Annotated in this window: 17 protein-coding genes; 8 read left to right on the forward strand and 9 right to left on the reverse strand. The window is 68.3% G+C overall.

Annotation, left to right across the window (positions count from 1 at the left end):
• Positions 1 to 38: 38 nt before the first annotated feature.
• Together DIE13_RS08550 and DIE13_RS08555 are read right to left on the reverse strand one after the other, a co-directional pair.
• The gene (locus DIE13_RS08550) at positions 39 to 467 is read right to left on the reverse strand and encodes a PRC-barrel domain-containing protein (RefSeq protein ID WP_124826727.1); all 429 of its coding nucleotides are present in this window, start codon (positions 465 to 467) and stop codon (positions 39 to 41) included.
• A gap of 379 nt (positions 468 to 846) precedes the next feature.
• Entirely contained in the window at positions 847 to 1,977 is a 1,131-nt protein-coding gene (locus DIE13_RS08555) for a 3-deoxy-7-phosphoheptulonate synthase (protein ID WP_124826728.1), read from the reverse strand.
• A 364-nt stretch (positions 1,978 to 2,341) separates the two neighbouring features.
• Between DIE13_RS08555 and DIE13_RS08560 the strand changes: the two genes are divergently transcribed.
• On the forward strand, positions 2,342 to 2,770 hold the full coding sequence (locus tag DIE13_RS08560; protein WP_233410048.1) for a hypothetical protein: 429 nt from the start codon (positions 2,342 to 2,344) through the stop codon (positions 2,768 to 2,770).
• An 85-nt stretch (positions 2,771 to 2,855) separates the two neighbouring features.
• Here DIE13_RS08560 and DIE13_RS08565 read toward each other — a convergent pair whose 3' ends face one another.
• Entirely contained in the window at positions 2,856 to 3,566 is a 711-nt protein-coding gene (locus DIE13_RS08565; protein ID WP_124826729.1) for a YceH family protein, read from the reverse strand.
• 405 nt (positions 3,567 to 3,971) lie between these two features.
• Between DIE13_RS08565 and DIE13_RS08570 the strand changes: the two genes are divergently transcribed.
• Together DIE13_RS08570 and hutC are read left to right on the forward strand one after the other, a co-directional pair.
• Positions 3,972 to 4,736, forward strand: coding sequence for an SDR family oxidoreductase (locus tag DIE13_RS08570; RefSeq protein WP_124826730.1), 765 nt, complete (start codon positions 3,972 to 3,974; stop codon positions 4,734 to 4,736).
• Between the two features lie 44 nt (positions 4,737 to 4,780).
• Positions 4,781 to 5,518: a histidine utilization repressor gene (gene hutC, locus DIE13_RS08575; RefSeq protein WP_124826731.1), complete on the forward strand. Its 738-nt coding sequence runs from the start codon at positions 4,781 to 4,783 to the stop codon at positions 5,516 to 5,518.
• A gap of 102 nt (positions 5,519 to 5,620) precedes the next feature.
• Here the strand turns inward: hutC and DIE13_RS08580 are convergent, their stop codons facing one another.
• Together DIE13_RS08580 and DIE13_RS08585 are read right to left on the reverse strand one after the other, a co-directional pair.
• Complete coding sequence (locus DIE13_RS08580) at positions 5,621 to 6,469, reverse strand: phytanoyl-CoA dioxygenase family protein (protein ID WP_124826732.1); 849 nt, start codon at positions 6,467 to 6,469, stop codon at positions 5,621 to 5,623.
• Between the two features lie 39 nt (positions 6,470 to 6,508).
• On the reverse strand, positions 6,509 to 7,312 hold the full coding sequence (locus DIE13_RS08585) for an ABC transporter substrate-binding protein (protein WP_124826733.1): 804 nt from the start codon (positions 7,310 to 7,312) through the stop codon (positions 6,509 to 6,511).
• 603 nt (positions 7,313 to 7,915) lie between these two features.
• On the opposite strand from DIE13_RS08585, the gene DIE13_RS08590 reads away from it, so the two are divergent.
• On the forward strand, positions 7,916 to 8,779 hold the full coding sequence (locus DIE13_RS08590; protein WP_124826734.1) for a LysR family transcriptional regulator: 864 nt from the start codon (positions 7,916 to 7,918) through the stop codon (positions 8,777 to 8,779).
• 79 nt (positions 8,780 to 8,858) lie between these two features.
• On the opposite strand, the gene DIE13_RS08595 is transcribed toward DIE13_RS08590, so the two are convergent.
• From DIE13_RS08595 to DIE13_RS08605, 3 genes are all read right to left on the reverse strand, one after another.
• Positions 8,859 to 9,347, reverse strand: a complete 489-nt coding sequence (locus DIE13_RS08595) for a nuclear transport factor 2 family protein (protein WP_124826735.1) — start codon at positions 9,345 to 9,347, stop codon at positions 8,859 to 8,861.
• A 59-nt stretch (positions 9,348 to 9,406) separates the two neighbouring features.
• Positions 9,407 to 10,591 carry an amidohydrolase family protein gene (locus tag DIE13_RS08600; RefSeq protein WP_124826736.1) on the reverse strand — a complete coding sequence of 395 codons (1,185 nt, stop codon included), beginning with the start codon at positions 10,589 to 10,591 and terminating at the stop codon, positions 9,407 to 9,409.
• A gap of 67 nt (positions 10,592 to 10,658) precedes the next feature.
• On the reverse strand, positions 10,659 to 11,861 hold the full coding sequence (locus tag DIE13_RS08605) for an amidohydrolase family protein (protein ID WP_124826737.1): 1,203 nt from the start codon (positions 11,859 to 11,861) through the stop codon (positions 10,659 to 10,661).
• A gap of 427 nt (positions 11,862 to 12,288) precedes the next feature.
• Here DIE13_RS08605 and DIE13_RS08615 point away from each other — a divergent pair, with 427 nt between their 5' ends.
• The 3 genes from DIE13_RS08615 to DIE13_RS08625 all read left to right on the forward strand — a co-directional run bounded on the left by DIE13_RS08615 (position 12,289) and on the right by DIE13_RS08625 (position 13,937).
• Positions 12,289 to 12,939 (forward strand): glycine zipper 2TM domain-containing protein, encoded by a 651-nt coding sequence (locus tag DIE13_RS08615; protein WP_124826739.1) that lies wholly within the window; start codon positions 12,289 to 12,291, stop codon positions 12,937 to 12,939.
• Between the two features lie 116 nt (positions 12,940 to 13,055).
• Complete coding sequence (locus DIE13_RS08620; protein ID WP_124826740.1) at positions 13,056 to 13,307, forward strand: hypothetical protein; 252 nt, start codon at positions 13,056 to 13,058, stop codon at positions 13,305 to 13,307.
• A gap of 123 nt (positions 13,308 to 13,430) precedes the next feature.
• On the forward strand, positions 13,431 to 13,937 hold the full coding sequence (locus DIE13_RS08625) for a GNAT family N-acetyltransferase (RefSeq protein ID WP_124826741.1): 507 nt from the start codon (positions 13,431 to 13,433) through the stop codon (positions 13,935 to 13,937).
• Between the two features lie 69 nt (positions 13,938 to 14,006).
• On the opposite strand, the gene DIE13_RS08630 is transcribed toward DIE13_RS08625, so the two are convergent.
• Positions 14,007 to 16,001, reverse strand: coding sequence for a glycoside hydrolase family 28 protein (locus DIE13_RS08630; RefSeq protein ID WP_124826742.1), 1,995 nt, complete (start codon positions 15,999 to 16,001; stop codon positions 14,007 to 14,009).
• Positions 16,002 to 16,326: 325 nt separating this feature from the next.
• Between DIE13_RS08630 and DIE13_RS08635 the strand changes: the two genes are divergently transcribed.
• Positions 16,327 to 17,685, forward strand: coding sequence for an aspartate aminotransferase family protein (locus tag DIE13_RS08635; RefSeq protein ID WP_124826743.1), 1,359 nt, complete (start codon positions 16,327 to 16,329; stop codon positions 17,683 to 17,685).
• The last annotated feature ends 84 nt before the right edge of the window (positions 17,686 to 17,769 follow it).

Below are 17,769 nucleotides of genomic sequence, written 5' to 3' on the forward strand. Positions count from 1 at the left end.
CCGGCCCGGTACATGCAGGATGCACCGGGCCGCGTGCATCAGTGCTTGTCGTCGATCTGCTTCGGCTTCGGCGGCGACGGCACCTTCGCGTACTGGAACGCCGGCGTCGCCTTCAGCGCATCCTTCGTCGCGCCCGGCAGGTAGATGTTGCCCTTGCGCACGTCGAGCGACGCGATCGGCACCGCGACGTCGTGCGCCGCCACGCCGAGGAAGCCGCCGGCCGACACGATCGCCGCGGACACCGAGCCGTCCGGTGCGACGATCAGGTCGCGCACCGTCCCGACCTTCTGGTTCGCGTCGTTGTACACGGCCTTGCCGAGCACGCTCTTCTTCACGCTCCAGCCTTCGAGCAGCGCTTGCGACTGTTCGACGGTGACGCTGAGCGGCTGCGCGCCGGCGATCTGCGCGTGCGCGCTGACGCTCGATGCGAGTACGGTTGCTGCGATGAGGGTCTTGTAGAACTTCATGTGCATGGCACTCCGGTTCGATTGTTGTTGATTCCGGGAGCGAAACGACGCGGGCGCAACGGCTGACCGGTGCGCGCCCCGCGCTTCGTCGATGGCGTGGCGGCCGGCCGCACCGCCACTGCGTGTACGCTCGGCGGACCGGCGTGGCCGGCCCGCATGCAACACGGCTTCATGGTAGCGGCATTCGCACGATCGTGCGTTCGGGAGGCAACGTCGCAGGCGGGTCGAGCCGGACGAAGATCAACGATGGCGTGAATAGGCGGCGAACGCGTCGCATCCGGCACGAGCGCGGCGCGAAAAAACGGCGGCGTGCGCGTCGATCGGGACAACATCGCAGACGCGCGCGGCGGTGGCGGGGCACTGCCCCGCCACCGCTGCATCACGCGTTGCGCGAATACACGCGCCGATGCCGCACCGCTTCGGCCAGCACGTCGAGCACCGGCTCCGTCTGCGTCCAGCTCAGGCAAGCATCGGTGATCGACACGCCGTACTGCAACGGCACGCCCGGCTTCAGGTCCTGACGTCCGGCCTCGAGATGACTTTCGACCATCACGCCGACGATCCGGTGCTCGCCCTGCGACAACTGCCGCGCGAGATCCTGTGCGACCTCGATCTGCCGTTCGTGCGACTTGTTCGAGTTCGCGTGCGAGCAATCGACCATCACCTGCTCGCGCAACCCGCTCTTGCGCAGCACCGCGCAGCTCGCCTCGACATGCCCGGCATCGTAATTCGGCCCGTTCTTGCCGCCGCGCAGGATCACGTGCGCGTCGTCGTTGCCGCGCGTCTCGAAGATCGCGGCCATCCCCATCTTCGTCATCCCCATGAACGCGTGGCTCGCGCGCGCGGCGACGATCGCGTCCGATGCGACCTGCACGCCGCCGTCGGTGCCGTTCTTGAAGCCGATCGGGCAGCTCAGCCCCGACGCGAGCTGGCGATGGCTCTGGCTCTCGGTGGTGCGCGCGCCGATCGCGCCCCACGCGATCAGGTCCGCGATGTACTGCGGGCTCAGCAGGTCGAGGAATTCGGTCGATGCCGGCAGGCCGAGCGCGTTGATGTCGAGCAGCAGTTGCCGCGCGGCGCGCAGCCCTTCGTTGATCCGGAAGCTGCCGTCCAGACGCGGATCGTTGATGTAGCCCTTCCAGCCGACCGTCGTGCGCGGCTTCTCGAAGTACACGCGCATCGTGATCAGCAGATCGTCCTTCAGCGCATCGGCGGCAGCCTTCAGCCGGCGCGCGTATTCGAGCGCCTGGCCGTGGTCGTGAATCGAGCACGGGCCGACGACGAGCAGCAGACGGTCGTCGCGGCCGTGCAGGATGTCGCCGATCGCGCGGCGCGTGTCCTCGACGAGCGTCTGCGTGCCGGCCGGCACCGGCAGCTCGTCCTGCAACAGCGCCGGCGAGATCAGCGGACGCACCGCGCCGATGCGGACGTCGTCGATGCGCGTGGTGTCCTGCGTCGCGTCGGCGCTGCCTACCTCGCGATCGTGGGAAGGATTGTCGAGGTTCTGCATGGCGATTCTCCGGGACGTCTGTAATGATGGGGAGGCTCGATTATGGCACTCGCGCGGGGCGGCAGCGCCGCGCGACGGGGGCTGCGATCGACATCGACACACCGGTGCGCGACCCGTTCCGCGCGTGCCGGCCGTTCGGCCGAGTGGTCGCGCGTCACGGAAGCGCCGTACGATCGTGGCTGTCCGCTGCCGAAGCGCGACGCCGCTTCTGTCGGAACCGGCGCGCACGGAACAGGGCTGGCGCGTCAACACGGATCTCGGTTCGGCGCCGGGCGCCGCCGCGTCGAGGATCTGCTGTTCCGGCTCGTCGACGCAGGCGCCACGCGAATCGTCGTCGGCTGAACCGCTTCTTCATCACACACACATGAACTTGAAAAAGACGCTCGCTGCCTTGCTGCTGTGCATCGCATTGCCCGCATCGGCCGAAGTCACCACGGAAGTGCTGTGCTTCAGGACGACGGGCGACAAACCCGTGCGCTTCGAGTTGCGCACGTATTACGACGACGTGGCCAAGTGGCAAGGCGGCGTCGTCCGGTATGCAAAATCGAAAACGGCCATCCCGCTGCTGTTCGAGCACCAGGATCAGGAAGAACTCGCGGAAGGCCGTCCGTACCAGTTCACGACCACATGGTGGGAAATGGTCGACGGCAAGATCAACGGCGAATACGAGATGATGAGCCAGGGTGCGATCGTGTATTCGATGACGTACACCAATGCGCGCACCGGCAAGAAGACCGATTTCGAGTGGGCACGGGACGTCGATGCGTCCGCGCAGGCGGGGTGCCGCTGGTAATGGGGGTTCGTGCCGCGCCGCGGTGCGGGTTCGTCATCCGGCACGCCCGCGTGCGCGCCGGTGCAGTGCCGCCTCCGGCGGTCCGTCAGCCCGCGTCGGCCGGCGGGTCGACGTCGATGCCGAGTTCGGCCGCCATCCGCTGAACGAACGCGTTCAGTCGCGCGACTTCATCGGAAAGGCGCTTCTGCTCGGCCTTCAGCGCCTCGAACTCGGACGGCGGAACGGAATCCGAGCCGCTGCCCGCCTCCGCGCTGGCGAAATCGGCCAGGTTCACCTCGCCGCACATCAGGTGCATCCAGCGGTTCTCGCGCGCGCCTGGTGCGCGCGGCAGCCGGACGACGAGCGGCTGCGCACGCGCGGCGAGTTCGTCGAGGAACGCCTCGACCGACGAGATGTCCGCGAAGCCGTGCAGGCGCGCACTGTTCAGGCGCAGTTCGGCGGCCGTCTGCGGGCCGCGCAGCAGCAGGACCGTCAGCAGCGCGATCGCCTGGCTCGGGATGCCGAGCACGCGGTTCGCGTTGTGTTCGAAACGCGGCACGCGGCTGCTGCTGCCCTCCATCACGAGGCTCAGGTGCTTGAGCCCGTCGAGCGCGGTCGTGACTTCGTCTTCGCTGACGTTCATCACTGGCGAGCGCGCGGTTTTCTGGTTGCAGCCCGAGGTCAGCGCATTCAGCGACAGCGGATAGGTGTCCGGCACCGTGTGCTGCTTCTCGACGAGCACCCCGAGAATGCGGGCCTCGAGGGGCGTGAGTTCGCGCAGGGCGCGTGGCGTGGGCATGTCCGGCGTGGTGTTCATGGGTGGCGTCGCAGCGTGCAGCAGATGAAGGGAAACGGTCGCGGCCCGTGCGGCGTCGCGCGCGGGCGAGCCATATGATAGCTCGCGGCGTGGCGCCCGGCGCCGCTTGCCGCGAGCGCGCACTTGCCGCAGCCGGCTTTCGTCCAACGGTTCGGCCACGCGCCGCCGCGCGGCAATGGCGGCGTGCCGCGCCGCGCAATGGCGCTCCGAGCACCTGGCGGCAATCGGCCCACGCGCGGCTTCGCCCGCTCGTTTGCGTGTCGCGCAGGCCGGCGCTACGATACGCGTTCACCCCGACACGCGAGCGCTTCGCGCACCGCGCCGATACCGCGCATTGCCCGTGTCGCCGCGCATGCGCGCCGCCCGTCGACACCGTTCATCCGATCCGTTCACTCGTTCACCGCCATGACCGCCTCCTCTTTCGCGCCGAACGTGCGCGCCATCGTCACCGGACACACGCGCGGCCTCGGCGCGGCGCTCGCCGAACAGTTGCTGCAGGAAGGCGTCGCCGTGCTCGGCGTGTCGCGCAGCCGTCATCCGGCGCTCGCCGCGCAGGCCGGCGACCGTTTCGCCGAAATCGAACTCGACCTGTCGGACACCTCCGCCGTCGCGACGTGGCTGGCCGGCGATACGCTGCGCCGTTTCGTCGACGGCGCATCGATCGTGCTGCTGTTCAACAACGCCGGCATCATCGACCCGATCGGGCCGCTCGATGCGCAGGATCCGGCGCTCGTCGCGCGCGCGGTCGGCCTGAACGTCGCGGCGCCACTGATGCTGTCGGCCGCGCTCGAGCAGGCTGCGTCCGCGCCGACCGAATGCCGGATCCTCCACGTATCGAGCGGCGCCGCGCGCAACGCGTATGCGGGCTGGAGCATCTATTGCGCAACCAAGGCCGCGCTCGACCACCATGCGCGCGCGGTCGCGCTCGACGCGAACCGCGCGCTGCGGATCTGCAGCGTCGCGCCGGGCGTCGTCGACACGGGCATGCAGGCGACGATCCGTTCGACCCCGACCGACCGTTTCCCGCTGCGCGAGAAATTCGACGCGCTGAAGGCGAGCGGCGCGCTGTCGACACCCGAAGCGGCCGCGCGGCAGTTGATCGGCTATGCGTTGAGCGACGGGTTCGGCGCGGTGCCGACGGCCGACGTGCGGGAACTGCCGACGCCCTGATCCGGGATAGAATTTCGCGGTTGCCTTTCCCCAAGGATGCCCCGATGGTCACGAAGACCACCGCACCGTTCCAGCAGATCAAGACGCTCGTTCGCCAGCACGTCGATGCGGGCGACTGGCGCCCGGGGGACCGCATTCCGTCCGAACTCGATCTCGCCGCGCAATTCGGCGTCGCGCGCATGACGGTCAACCGTGCGCTGCGCGAGCTGACCGAGGAAGGCGTGCTCAAGCGCATCGCCGGCGTCGGCACCTTCGTCGCCGAAGCGAAGCCGCAGTCGAACCTGCTGATGATCGCGCACATCCGCGACGAGATCCGCGCACGCGGACACGAATATCGCTGCCGCGTGCTGAGCCAGTCGCGCGAGCCCGCGTCGTTCGACGTTGCGGCCGCGTTCGGGCTGACGGTCAATACGCCGGTCTTTCACGTGGTGTGCGTGCACGAGGAAAACGGACGGCCGATCCAGCTCGAGGACCGTTACGTGAATCCGGCCGCCGCGCCGGCATTCATCGATCAGGATTTCCAGAACGAGCCGCCGTCCGAATACCTGTTCAACAACGTGTCGCACTACGAACTGGAGATCGAACACGTCGTCGACGCGTCGATGCCGACCAGTGAACAGGCGCGGCTGCTCGACATGCGCGCCGACGAGCCGTGCCTCACGCTCACGCGCCGCACCTGGACTAACGGGCTGCCGGTCACGTTCGTGCATTTCCTGCATCCGGGCAACCGTTACCGGCTCGGCTCGCGCTTCAAGCCGGGCGCCGGACGTCACCAGACCTGAACCGCCTTTACCTGCGCCTGAAAACGACGACGCGCGTCGGCCGCTTCCTCTCGAAGCGGCCGACGCGCGCATGAAGCAGCGTGATGCGCCGCTAGCCGCCGCTCAGATCGCGCCGACCTGCCCCGCGCCGCGCGACCACACGACCGGAAACAGCGGATGCTCGAGCGGTGCGCCGTCCGGCAGTTGCTCCGCGAGCCCGGGGAACTCGGGCGAGGTCTTCCAGCGGCGCGGCGCGTGACGGATATCGTCGCCGACGAAGCGGATCGAGAACGCGCGCCGGCGATTCTGCGTGCCGCCCGACGCATGCAGTGTCAGCATCCGGAAGCACACCATGTCGCCCGGTTCGAGCGCCCAGTGGCGGATCGGGAACGCGGCACGATCGGCCTCGATGTCCGGCAGGTCCGCAAGACTGCCTTCCGGGAACCACTTCGCCTCCTTGTCCATGAACGTGCGCGGCATCAGCCACGGCCCCTGGTGCGAGCCGGCGACGAATTCCAGCGTCGATTCGAGCGGCACCGGGTCGACCGGAATCCACATGCTGACGTTGTCGTCGCCTTCGATGTTGTAGTACGGCTGGTCCTGGTGCCACGGCGTGCGCTGCCGCGTGCCCGGCTCCTTCACGAGCAGGTGGTCGTGATGCAGCCGCACGGTCTGCGTGCCCATCAGCGCGGCGGCCACCGACGGCGCGGGCGAATTCACGATGAAGTCTCGGTACGCGTCGTTGTGCTGCCAGTTGCAGAAGTCCTCGAAGAACCAGCCGGGGTCGTCGGGCCGGCTCGCGACCTTCGCGCGTTCGCTCGGCTGCGCAAGGTTCGTGTCGATGCCGGCACGCAGCGCGGCCACTTCGTCGGGCGAGAAGATGCCCTTGATGCACACTGCGCCTTCGTCGCGGAAGGCGGCGATCAGTTCGGGCGTCACGGCTTGCGCGACGCGGTCCTGGATACTCGTCATGGGTTGCCTGTCGATTGAATGAATCACGGAGTCATGGGATCACGGTGCGGAGGTCAGTTGCTGCTTCGCGCCGTAGATGTCGAAGTCGAAATATTTCGCGGCGATCTTCTGGTACGTGCCGTTCGCGCGGATCGCGACGATCGCGTCGTTCAGCCGCTTCTTCATGTCGGTGTCGCCCTTGCGCACACCCATCGCGACGCCGTAGCCGGTGATGCGCACGTCGGTCACGTCGGGGCCCGCGAACGCGTAGCCCTTGCCGCGCGGCGTCCGCAGGAACGAATAGCCGGCCTGCGTCTTGTCCTGGAAGGTCGCGTCGAGCCGGCCGTTCACCAGATCCTGATACACCTGGTCCTGGTTCTGGTACGACACGATCGTCACGCCCTTGGTCGCCCATTCGGCCTTCGCATACGCCTCCTGCGTGGTGCCCTGGTCGATCCCGACGCGCTTGCCGGCGAGCGACGCGGCGGTCGGCAGCAGCTTCGAGCCGGCCGGCGCGACGAGCGCGCCCGGCGACGCATACAGCTTGTTCGAGAAGTCGATCTGCTTGAGCCGCTCGTCAGTGGCCGTCATCGCGGACATGATCACGTCGAACTTGCGCGCGCGCAGCGCGGGAATCATCCCGTCGAAGCCCTGCTCGACCCACACGCATTTCGCATGCATCTGCTCGCAAAGCGCATTGCGCAGATCGATGTCGAAGCCGGCGAGCGAGCCGTCGGGCTGCTTCGCCTCGAACGGCGGATAGGTGGGATCGATGCCCCAGCGGATCGTCGCCGTGTCCTGCGCGAACGAGACGAGCGGCGCGAACGCCAGCGCGGATACGACGAGCTTTGCAGTGCGGTTCATGGTGTGTCCTTGTGGTCTCGACGTGGCGGGCGAGCGCCGGGCGTCCGTTGGGGAGCGTCGTGCCGGCATGCCCGGCGCGGTGATGCGAAAGACGGGGACTTCGGTAAAACTGCATTGCAGTCTAGACCGCTCAATTTTTGAGCGCAAGCGGGGAAATGGAGGGGTAGGAAATCGGGAAACCCGAGAACGAAATCAGGACGAAGAGTGGCACCAGTAATCGTGCTACGGTCATTTTTGCGGGATTTTCACTATATTTCCCCTCGTTTCCGGGCGGGATACTCGCCTGTCACAGGAGGAGTTCCCGCCGATATCCGCCAGGAGGGAGCGTGTCTGTGCAGCTCGGCCGAGCGGGGCCTTCCGCCCACGCATCCTATACCGCATCAGCGGCCGTGAGTGGCGGCCCCGCGCACCCATCGCGTCGCCGCCAACCCTACCGCCGCCACGAGAATCCGCTCGATCGGTGCATACGCGCGGCAGCGCGCATGCTGCAGCGGCGTCGCGTCCGGGGTTCGGCGAAACCGCGATTGCCGGCGACGGGCGGCCATGTTAAAAGTCGTCGCACGCATTTGAAAATGAAATGCTCGAATCCACACAAGTGCAGAAATGAATAGACCTTTGTTCGACCTCGACTTGCTGCGCGCGCTCGTGATGGTCGCCGATTGCGGCAGCTTCACGACAGCATCCGCGCGCCTGCATTCGACGCAGTCGACGGTCAGCCAGAAGGTTCGGCGGCTGGAGGAGATCGCCGGTCATCGCCTGCTCGATCGCGGCACGCGCGACGTGCGGCCCACCGACGCCGGCGTGACGATGCTCGGCTACGCGCGCCGCATGCTCGCGCTGAACGACGAGATGCTGGAAGCGCTGTCGGGCGCGACCGTCGCGCTGACGATCCGGCTCGGCGTGCCCGACGATTTCGCGGCGGGCCGCACGACGCACGTGCTCGCCGCGTTCAGGCGCGATCATCCGCAGGTGAAGCTCGAAGTGACGTGCGGGCTGAGCCGCGACATCAGCGCGGCGTACGATCGGGGCGAGCTCGATCTCGTGCTGATCAAGCAGCGCCGCGACAGCCGCGAGGCGGTGGTGCGCTGGCCGGAGAAACTGCGCTGGATCGACAGCGCGCAGCATCCGACGATCGATCTCGATCCGGTGCCGATCGTCGTGTTTCCGCCGCGCGGGCTCTATCGCGACGACATGATCAAGGCGATCGAGGAGCGCGGCCGCCGCTGGCGGATCAGCTTCACGACGTCGAGCCTGAGCGGCATCCAGGCGGCCGTCGCGGACGGGCTCGGCATCAGCGTGCTGCCCGCGCGCGTGGTGACCGACGAGCACGTGGTGCTGACCGAGAAGGACGGCTTCGCGCCGATCGAGAACATGGACATCGCGATCCTGCATCGGCCGACCGCCGATCCGATGGTCAGCGAGCTGACGAGAACGCTCGCGGCGATGCTGGAGCAAGAGCCGGATTGAGCGCGCGGCGCAGCGATGCGGGCCGGATTCGACGTGAAGGCGACGCCGCTGGAAGCGCCGCACCCGGCGACAACCTTCGTCAGAACATCGTGTTCCCGTTCGCGGCCTGCTCCGGCATCGGCTGGTTCACGTCCCAGTGCTCGACGATCTTGCCGTGCTCGAGCCGGAAGATGTCCATGATCGCGCTGCCGCGCGTGCCGGGTTCGCGCACCGCGTGCACGTGCAGGATCACGTAGTCGCCGTCGACGAACGAGCGCTCGATCTCGCTGTGCGACTGCGGGTATTTGTCGCGCAGGAACGCGACGAACTTGCGGAAGCCGTCGCGGCCGTCGGCCGCGTTCGGGTTGTGCTGCACGTAGCGATCGCCGACGTACGCGAGCGCGGCATCGGCATCCTTCTCGTTCAGGCCTTTTTCGTAGAACGCGAGCACCGTGCGGCGATTCGCCTCCTGCTGTGCGTCGTCCGCGCCGGCCGCCGCCGCATGCACGGCCGTCACCGCGAACATCGCCGCGGCCATCCATCGTGCGGCCCGTGCCGCCATCGCGCCCATCGTCCATCTGCGTCGCATCGTCGTCTCCCGGGGAATCAGGCTGAAAGCAGCCCGATCATACCGGGGCGACGCCATGCTCAGACCAGCGCGCCGTTGCGCGCGACGATCTTCCCCGACGACACGACGAGCCGCCGCGTCGGCCGCGCGACGACGGCCTCGGCGAACGTCAGTGCATCGACGAGCACGACATCCGCGCGCTTGCCGGCTTCCAGACCGTAGTCGGCGAAACCGCAACCGCGTGCCGCGCCGTGCGTCACGCAATCGAGCGCGACTTCGAGCGCGTCGTCGCGGCGGAAATCGTTGCGCATGCCGATCAGCATCGCGCGCTCGAGCATGTCGGGCGAACCGTACGGCGTCCACGTGTCGCGCACGCCGTCGTTGCCGCCGATCACGGTCACGCCGGCCGCGCGGCACGCGGCAACGGGCGGCACCGGCACCGCGGCCGGCGCGGTGGTGACGATCGCGACACCGAGCCCGGCCATCCGCGCGAGCAGCGCATCGCGCTCGCGGTCGGCGATATCGCCAAGGCAGAAGCCGTGGCTGATCGTGACCTTGCCCTGCATCCCGTGCGAGGCCGTGCGCTGCAGGATCAGGTCGAGCGAATACGCGCCCATCGAACCGCGCTCGTGCAGGTGGAGATCGAGCCCGCGGCCGTGGCGCCCGGCGATGCCGAACAGCACGTCCACCGCCTCGACCGGATCGCCTTCGATCGCGCACGGGTCGAGCCCGCCGAGCAGGTCGGCGCCCGCGTCGAGCGCGTCGGACAGCAGCGCGGCCGTGCCGGGGCGCTTGAGCACGCCCGACTGCGGAAACGCGACGATCTGGATGTCGACCTGGCCGCGCAGCGTCTCGCGCGTCGCGAGCACGCCGTGCAGATGCCGCAGCCCGGCTTCGGTGTCGACGTCGACGTGCGTTCGGATACGCGTCGTGCCGGCCGCGAGGAACGCGCGCGACAGCGCGAGCGATGCGGCGCCGGCGTCGTGGCCGCTCGTCGCGCGGTAGTTGCGCTCGTTCTCGATGCGGTCGACGAGGCGCGGCCCCACCGCATTGCGATACCACGGCATCCCCCAGTGCGTCTTGTCGAGGTGCGTGTGGCCTTCGACGAGGCCGGGCAGCGCAAGCGCCCCCGCGCCGTCCTCGATCGCGCAGCCGGCGGGCGCGTCGAGCGACGGGCCCACGCGCGCGATGCGATCGCCGTCGATCAGGATGTCTAGCGCTTCGTCGGCGTGCGTGCGGACGTTGCGGATCATCAGGTTCGTCATGTCGGTTCCGGTAAGGTCGGTCAGTGCAGGGCCGTCACGATGCGCGACCGTGACGGCGCTCAGGTCGTTATCGCGTGAAGCGCAGCCCGGGCGCGAACGGCGCGGCCGTATCGCTTTCGCCGCGGCGGAACACCCAGCGTTCGGCCGGCACGCCGGAGACGGCCGCTGCCGCATTCGGCGCGCTCACCGCGACGAAGCTCGCGTCGCACCCGACCGCGACACCGTAGTTGTCCTTGCCGATCGCACGCGCGCCAGCGTGCGTCGCCATGTCGAGCGCGATGCCGAGCGCTTCGTCGGTATGGAAGCCCGACCGGTAGCCGACCATCATCGCGCGTTGCAGCATGTCGCCGTTGCCGTACGGCCACCATGCGTCACGGATGTTGTCGTTGCCGGCGAACACGTGCACGCCCGCGTCGCGCAGCTGCCGCACCGGCGGGAATGCGCAGTCGCCCGGCGCGTTGGTGAGGATCGACACGCCGGCATCGGCGAGCGCGGCGGCCGCACGCTCGACGTCGTCGTGGCTCACCTGGCCGAGGGCGTATGCGTGGCTCACGTTCACGCGGCCGCCGAGGCCTGCCGCGCGTGTGCGTGCCGCGATCCGCAGCAATTGCGCAATGCCGGTTTCGCCGGGTTCGTGCAGGTGGATGTCGATCTTCGCGCCGCGCTTCTCGGCAATGCCGAACACGATGTCGAGCTGGCCGTCCGCGTCGCCGTCGAGCGTCGTTGGATCGATCCCGCCGACCACGTCCGCGCCTTCGCGCACGGCTGCGTCGAGGATCTCGGCGGTGCCCGGGCACGTCACGACGCCGGCCTGCGGAAACGCGACCAGCTCGATGTCGACGATCCCGCGCCATGGTTCGCGCGCGGCCATCACGGCCTGCAGGTTCGACAGGCCCGTCGTCGCGTCGACGTCGACGTGGCTGCGCATCGCGATCGTGCCGAATGCGGCGGCCTGCCCGATCAGCGCATTGGCGCGCTCGACGATCGCCGGCGCGGCCGCAAGCTGGCGCTTCTCGACCGCAAGCCGCTCGCGCAACGAGCCGACCGGTTCGTGCGGCACCCACCGATCGCCGACGAAGCTCTTGTCGAGATGGATGTGGCCGTCGACGAAACCGGGCAGCACGACGCGCCCGCCGAGGTCGATCGTTTCCGCGCCGGGCGCGGCGGTGCAATCGGCGCCGATCCGGACGAAGCGGCCGCCGCGGACGACGAGGTTGACGGGCTGGCCGCCGGCATCGACGGCGTTGGTGAAGACACGATCGGTGGTCATGACTCGGAATGTAGGTGGGGCAGTCGCTGCGCGACGTCGACGCGGACAGGGGAAGGAACCGCGGCCGACACGGCGCGACTGTTGGCAGGGAATCCGGTCACGATATCGGACAGGGCGGCCAGTGACCAATTAAATGTCGCGATGCCGCGCATTCGATTTCACGATGTGCGGCGCGCGTGCCAGCCAGGCCTGGCGCGGGGATGGGGTGCGATCCCGCAGGCGGGTGGCCAGCCGCAGCCGCGCAGCGCGATGCGTGCCGCCGCTCACGCCGCGACGCGCGACCCGGCGGCGAGTTGCACGGCAACAGACTTTACACGTTGTTACCCGGCCACAACGGACGCGCATCCGCCCATTCCTTATACTCACGCCGAGTTCGCCACCCGTCCCGGCATTCGTCGGCGAACACGTTGCCGATGCAGGAAACACCATGATGCGCATGCCCTCCACGAAGACCGTTCTGTTCGCCTCGCTCGTCGCCGTGGCGGCGCTTCCGCTGACCGCCTGTGTCGCGCCGGGTTACTACGGCGCGCAACCCGGCTATCCGCAACAGCAATACGCGACGCCCGGCTACGCGCAGCCCGCGTATTCGCAACCGGGCTACGTGCAGCCGCAGCAGCCGGCGTATCCGAACCAGACGCCGCAGCCGTACGACCAGTACGGCAACCAGCCGCAATACGGGTCGCAGCCTTACGCGAACCAGCAGCAGTATGGCGGCCAGTACGGCAACGGCTACGGCACGCAATACGGCACGGTCTCGAACATCCTGCCGGTCAACGGCTCGGTCGGCCCGTCGGGTGTCGCGGGCACTGTCGTCGGCGCGCTGGTCGGCGGCGTGCTGGGCAACCAGTTCGGCCGCGGCCACGGCCGCGATGCAGCGACCGTGATCGGCGCGCTCGGCGGCGCAGTCGCGGGCAACCAGATCGGCCAGCAGATGGGCGCGGCGCAACCGCCGAGCAGCTATCGGATCGACGTGCAGCTCAGCGACGGCTCGACGCGCTCGTTCGACGTGCAGTCGCCGGGCGACCTGCGCCCGGGCGATCGCGTGCAGATCAACGGCAATCAGCTCTCGCGGTATTGATGCAGGCCGTGCGCGCCTGACCGGGTCGGGCGCGCTTCAACTCCCCAGCCCTCCTCGAGCCGGCGCGACGCGCGTCGAATGCGCGGCCGCCCGCAGACGCCTCGGTCGCCGGTAACGTGAACACCGTCGTCGGCAACGCGCCGACGGTCAACCAGGTCACGCCGTCGTTCAACGCGGCACTGGAGGGGCTGGACGTCACGCGGAGCCGGGATGTCATGGCCCGACCGTTCATCGAGTCCGGCACGCTGAAGCGCATCGGCGATTTTTCGTACGACACCGGACGCCGGGATTGCCTGGTGCACGCCAAGTACCGCCTGCTCGGAGCGCATGCGCGCACGTTCCGGGACTGGCTGCCGGCGGCCGTCTGATCGCGTGAGCGCGGCCGTTCGAAGCGGCGCAGCGCACGGCACCGAATCCGCTTAGCATTGACACGCCGCCAAGCACCACGCGGCAAATGCCGGCACCCGCCCACTCCCCGACAACGCCAAGCGATGATCACGATCCGCCTGCTCGACGCCGCCGATGCGGCGCAATTCCAGTCCGTCCGGCTTCGCGCGGTCGACACGTCGCCGACCTCGTTCCTGCCGACCCGCGCAGAAGAGGCCGGCGTCTCGGTCGACGAATTCGCGGTGCGCATCACCGCCACTCATGAGCGCGCCGTGTTCGGCGCATTCGACGACGCCTCGCTCGTCGGCATCACGGGCGTGCGCCGCGATGCGCGGGCGAAGGTCTCGCACAAGGCGACGATCTGGGGCGTGTTCGTCGATCCCGCGTATCGCGGGCGGGGGATCGCGCAATCGCTGCTCGACAGCGCGACCGCGCATGCGGCGCAGGCGTGGCAGTGCCGGCAACTGACGCTGTGCGTGAACGAGATCAACGGCACCGCGGAACGGCTGTACGCATCGCAAGGATTCGTCCGGTTCGGCACGGAACCGCGCTCGCTGTTCGTCGACGGCCGCTTCTACGATGAACATCACATGGTGAAGACGCTCGCGTAACGCGTTCGCAGCCAGCTTCGCGTTCGCGTGCATCGATCGGCCGCCCGCGAACGCTTGCCCCTCGTTACCTCACCGCTTGTCGGTAATCGTCGCGTTGACCGCCTGCCCGGCGATCGTCACGTTCGCCAGCGTCATCGCATTCACGTTGAACGCATAGATCGGCCCCGGCGACGTGACGGTCGCCGTGCCCGACGCGACCGGCGTACCGAAATCGCAATTGCTGATCGTCACGCCGGAGATCGGCTGCACCGTGGGCGTCGGCGGCGTGCCGTTGTAGTCGAACGCGATCGGCCCCTGCGCGACGATCGCCTGGAAGCACGACGCGGTCACGCCGTTCAGCGTCACGTTGCTCGCCGTCACGTCCGAGATCGTCACGTTCTGAACGACCGGCGGCCGCGTGCGCACCGCGTCGTTCGCGGGCTGGTAATCGCAGTCGAACGTAACGATCCCGCCCTGCGCGGCCGACGGGTTGCCGGCCGCCGGCGTAACCACGCCGAGCGGCACGCTCGCGTTGACCGGGCTGCCCGCGAGCAGCGCGCTGCCGTAGCCGCCGCCCTTGAGCGTCACGCCGTTCGGCAGCGTGACGCCCTTCACGTGGAAATCCTTCACGTAACCGCCGCGGTTCATGTTGGTCTTCACGCGAATCGCGATGTTCAGCGGGTTGGTCTGCCAGTTCGCGTTCAGCATCGACAGGTTGGTCGCATAGATCTGCTCGACGCCGCCGCCCATTTCGCTGCCGAGCGTGATGCCGCCGTGGCCGCTGTTCATCGTGCAGTTGCGGATCAGGTGCCGCTTCGCCGGGCCATACTCTGTGTCGCGGTCCTTTCCCGACTTGATCGCGATGCAGTCGTCGCCGGTGTTGAACGTGCAGCCCTCGCACAGCACGTCGGTGCATGCGTCGGGATCGAAACCGTCGTTGTTCGGGCCGATGCTGTTGGTCGTCACGCCGCGCATCACGACGTTGCGGCTCGCGGTCGGATGGTGCTGCCAGAACGGCGTGTTCTGCGTCTGGTAGCTCTCCATCAGCACGTTGGTGCAGCCGATGAATTCGACCATGCACGGCCGCAGGTAGTGGCCGAGGCCGAAGATGCGCTTCTCGACCGGCACGCCGGCCTCGGACAGCGCCGGCAGGTAGTTCTGGTCCTGCTGCCACGGCGTGACGGGCGACGTGAGCAGCGTGTAGAGCGCGTCGGGAATCGCCGGCGCGACGATCCGCAGGTCGACGTTGTTCGGGTTCGCATACGCCTGGCTCGGCACCGTCGCGCTCGCGCCGTATGCGCCCGACGACCCTTTGTAGGTCCACCAGCACACGCTGTTGCTTCCGCTGCCGGAAAACGGCGTCATCGCCTGCCCGTTGAGCACCGACGTCGGCCCTTCGCCCGTCAGCGCGATATTCGTCGCATTGCGCGCATAGACGGGCGCACCGTAGTTCAGGCAGTCGTTCGCCTGCCAGCGGCTGTAGTACAGGCGGCCGTTCGCGCCGCAGTCGACCGGGCCGTCCTTCGCGTAGTCGGCCGGGTTCGGGCTGAAGTAGATCGTGCAGTTCGCGCTCAGGTGAAAATTCACGTTGCTCTGCAGTACGATCGGCCCCGCGCAATACCAATTGCCGGGCGGCACGACCACGCGCCCGCCGCCTTCGCGGCGACATGCGTCGATGGCCGCGAGGAACGCCGGACGCGAATCGAACGCGCCGGCCGCGGTCGTCAGCTCGGACCCGGGGCTGACCGGCGATTTCGCCACCGGGTACGGCGACGTCTGCGCGACGATCGCGCATGCACGCGCGCCGTAGTGCGTGACGTCGAACTCGCGCCCGCGGAACGCGAGCCGCGACACGTGCGCGAGCGACGCCGCGATGCGCGCGGCCGCACCGTGCTCGCCCCAGACGAGGTCGACCGCCGCATTCGGCGAGCTGCCTGCCGCAAACGCGCGGGTGGCGGCGAGCGGTCCGCCGAGCACGGCGCCGCCGGCAAGCGCACCGGTCCAGCCGATGAAGGCGCGGCGCGAAACCCGCTTCGACGAGAACGATCGGACAGACGAAGACGAACGGCGGCTGGGTGCGGCCATGGGCACTCCTTCGATGATTTGGGTGTCGATACGCCGGACGGCGGATCTCAATTCATACGTCGTCGTACTACATCGAACAGTCTAGACGCGATCCGCATTCGACCAGTATTTGTCGTTTACCCTGTTTTTATCGGCCAATTTGGCTTGATGTGTGCGCCCACTCACATTTCGTTTTTCTAAAATGAGATATGTTGTCGTATCTTTATGCGCACAAACTGCACGTATGACGGATACGCGGGTCGAGTCCGAATCGACCGCACGCATGGAATATGACAAGCTCGCGGAGGCCTCACTCGTCCATTCCAACCCGTCAGAGGAGCATCAATTGCAGACCCGCCACGGAGTCGACCTCATCCGCGCCCGCGCGCTGTTCGATCGCGAGCGCCGTGCATTCACCGAAGCCATGCCGAAATCCCGCGCGTTGTCGGCGGAAGCGGCCGAGCACCTGCTCTTCGGCGTGCCGTTGCACTGGATGCAGGACTGGTCGACGCCGTTCTCGCTGGTCGTGAAGGAAGCGCGCGGCGCGACTTTCACGGACGTCGACGGTCATCGCTACGCGGACTTCTGCCTCGGCGATACCGGCGCGATGTTCGGCCACGCACCCGAGCCGGTCGCGCACGCGCTCGCCGAACAGGCGACGCGCGGCTACACGACGATGCTGCCGAGCGAGGACGCCGCGTGGGTGTCGCGCGAGCTCGCGCGCCGCTTCAAGCTGCCGGTCTGGCAGTTCGCGCTGAGCGCGAGCGACGCGAACCGCTTCGTGCTGCGCTGGGCGCGCGCGGCCACCGGCCGCGACACGATCGTCGTGTTCAACGGCTGCTATCACGGCACGGTCGACGACGTGTTCGTCGATCTCGTCGACGGCCGCCCGGTGCAGCGCGACAGCCTGCTCGGCCAATCGTACGACCTGCTCGCGAACACGCGCGTCGTCGAATTCAACGATCTGCCCGCGCTCGAAGCGGCGCTGAAGGACGGCGACGTCGCGTGCGTGCTCGCGGAACCGGCGATGACGAACATCGGCATGGTGTTGCCCGAACCGGGTTTCTGGGAAGCCGCGCGCGAACTGACGCGCCGCTACGGCACGCTCCTCGTGATCGACGAAACGCACACGATCAGCAGCGGCCCGGGCGGCTATGCGGTCGCGCATGGTCTCGAACCTGACGTGCTGGTGGTCGGCAAGCCGATCGCGGGCGGCGTGCCGTGCGCGGTATACGGCTTCAGCGCCGAATTCGCGGAGCGCGCGAAAGCGGCGAAGCTGAACGCGCCGCCCGGCCATTCCGGGATCGGCACGACGCTCACCGCGAACATGCTGGCGATGCATGCGATGCGCGCGACGCTCGCGGAAGTCGCGACCGACGCCGCGTATGCGCACATGTTCGAACTGGCCGCGCGGCTCGCCGCCGGGCTCGAACAGGCGATCGCGAAACACGGGCTGCCGTGGTGCGTGACGCGCATCGGCGCGCGCACCGAGTTCCAGTTCTCGCCCACGCCGCCGCGCAACGGCACGATCGCGGGCGCGCAACTCGACAGCGAGCTGGAGCACGTCGTGCATCTGTACCTGCTGAACCGCGGCGTGCTGATCACGCCGTTCCACAACATGATGCTCGTGTGTCCGCAGACGACGGCCGACGACGTCGACACGCTCGTCGCGCAGTTCGACGCGTGCCTGGGCGAACTCGTGTGACGTGATGCACGGCGCGTGCGGGGCGCCCGCGGCGGCGGGCAGCCCGGTGCCGCCGGGCATCCACGCGTCACCGATGCCGAAGGC

The sequence above is a fragment of the Burkholderia sp. Bp9016 genome (assembly GCF_003857765.1).
In the GTDB taxonomy this organism is placed as follows: Bacteria; Pseudomonadota; Gammaproteobacteria; order Burkholderiales; family Burkholderiaceae; genus Burkholderia.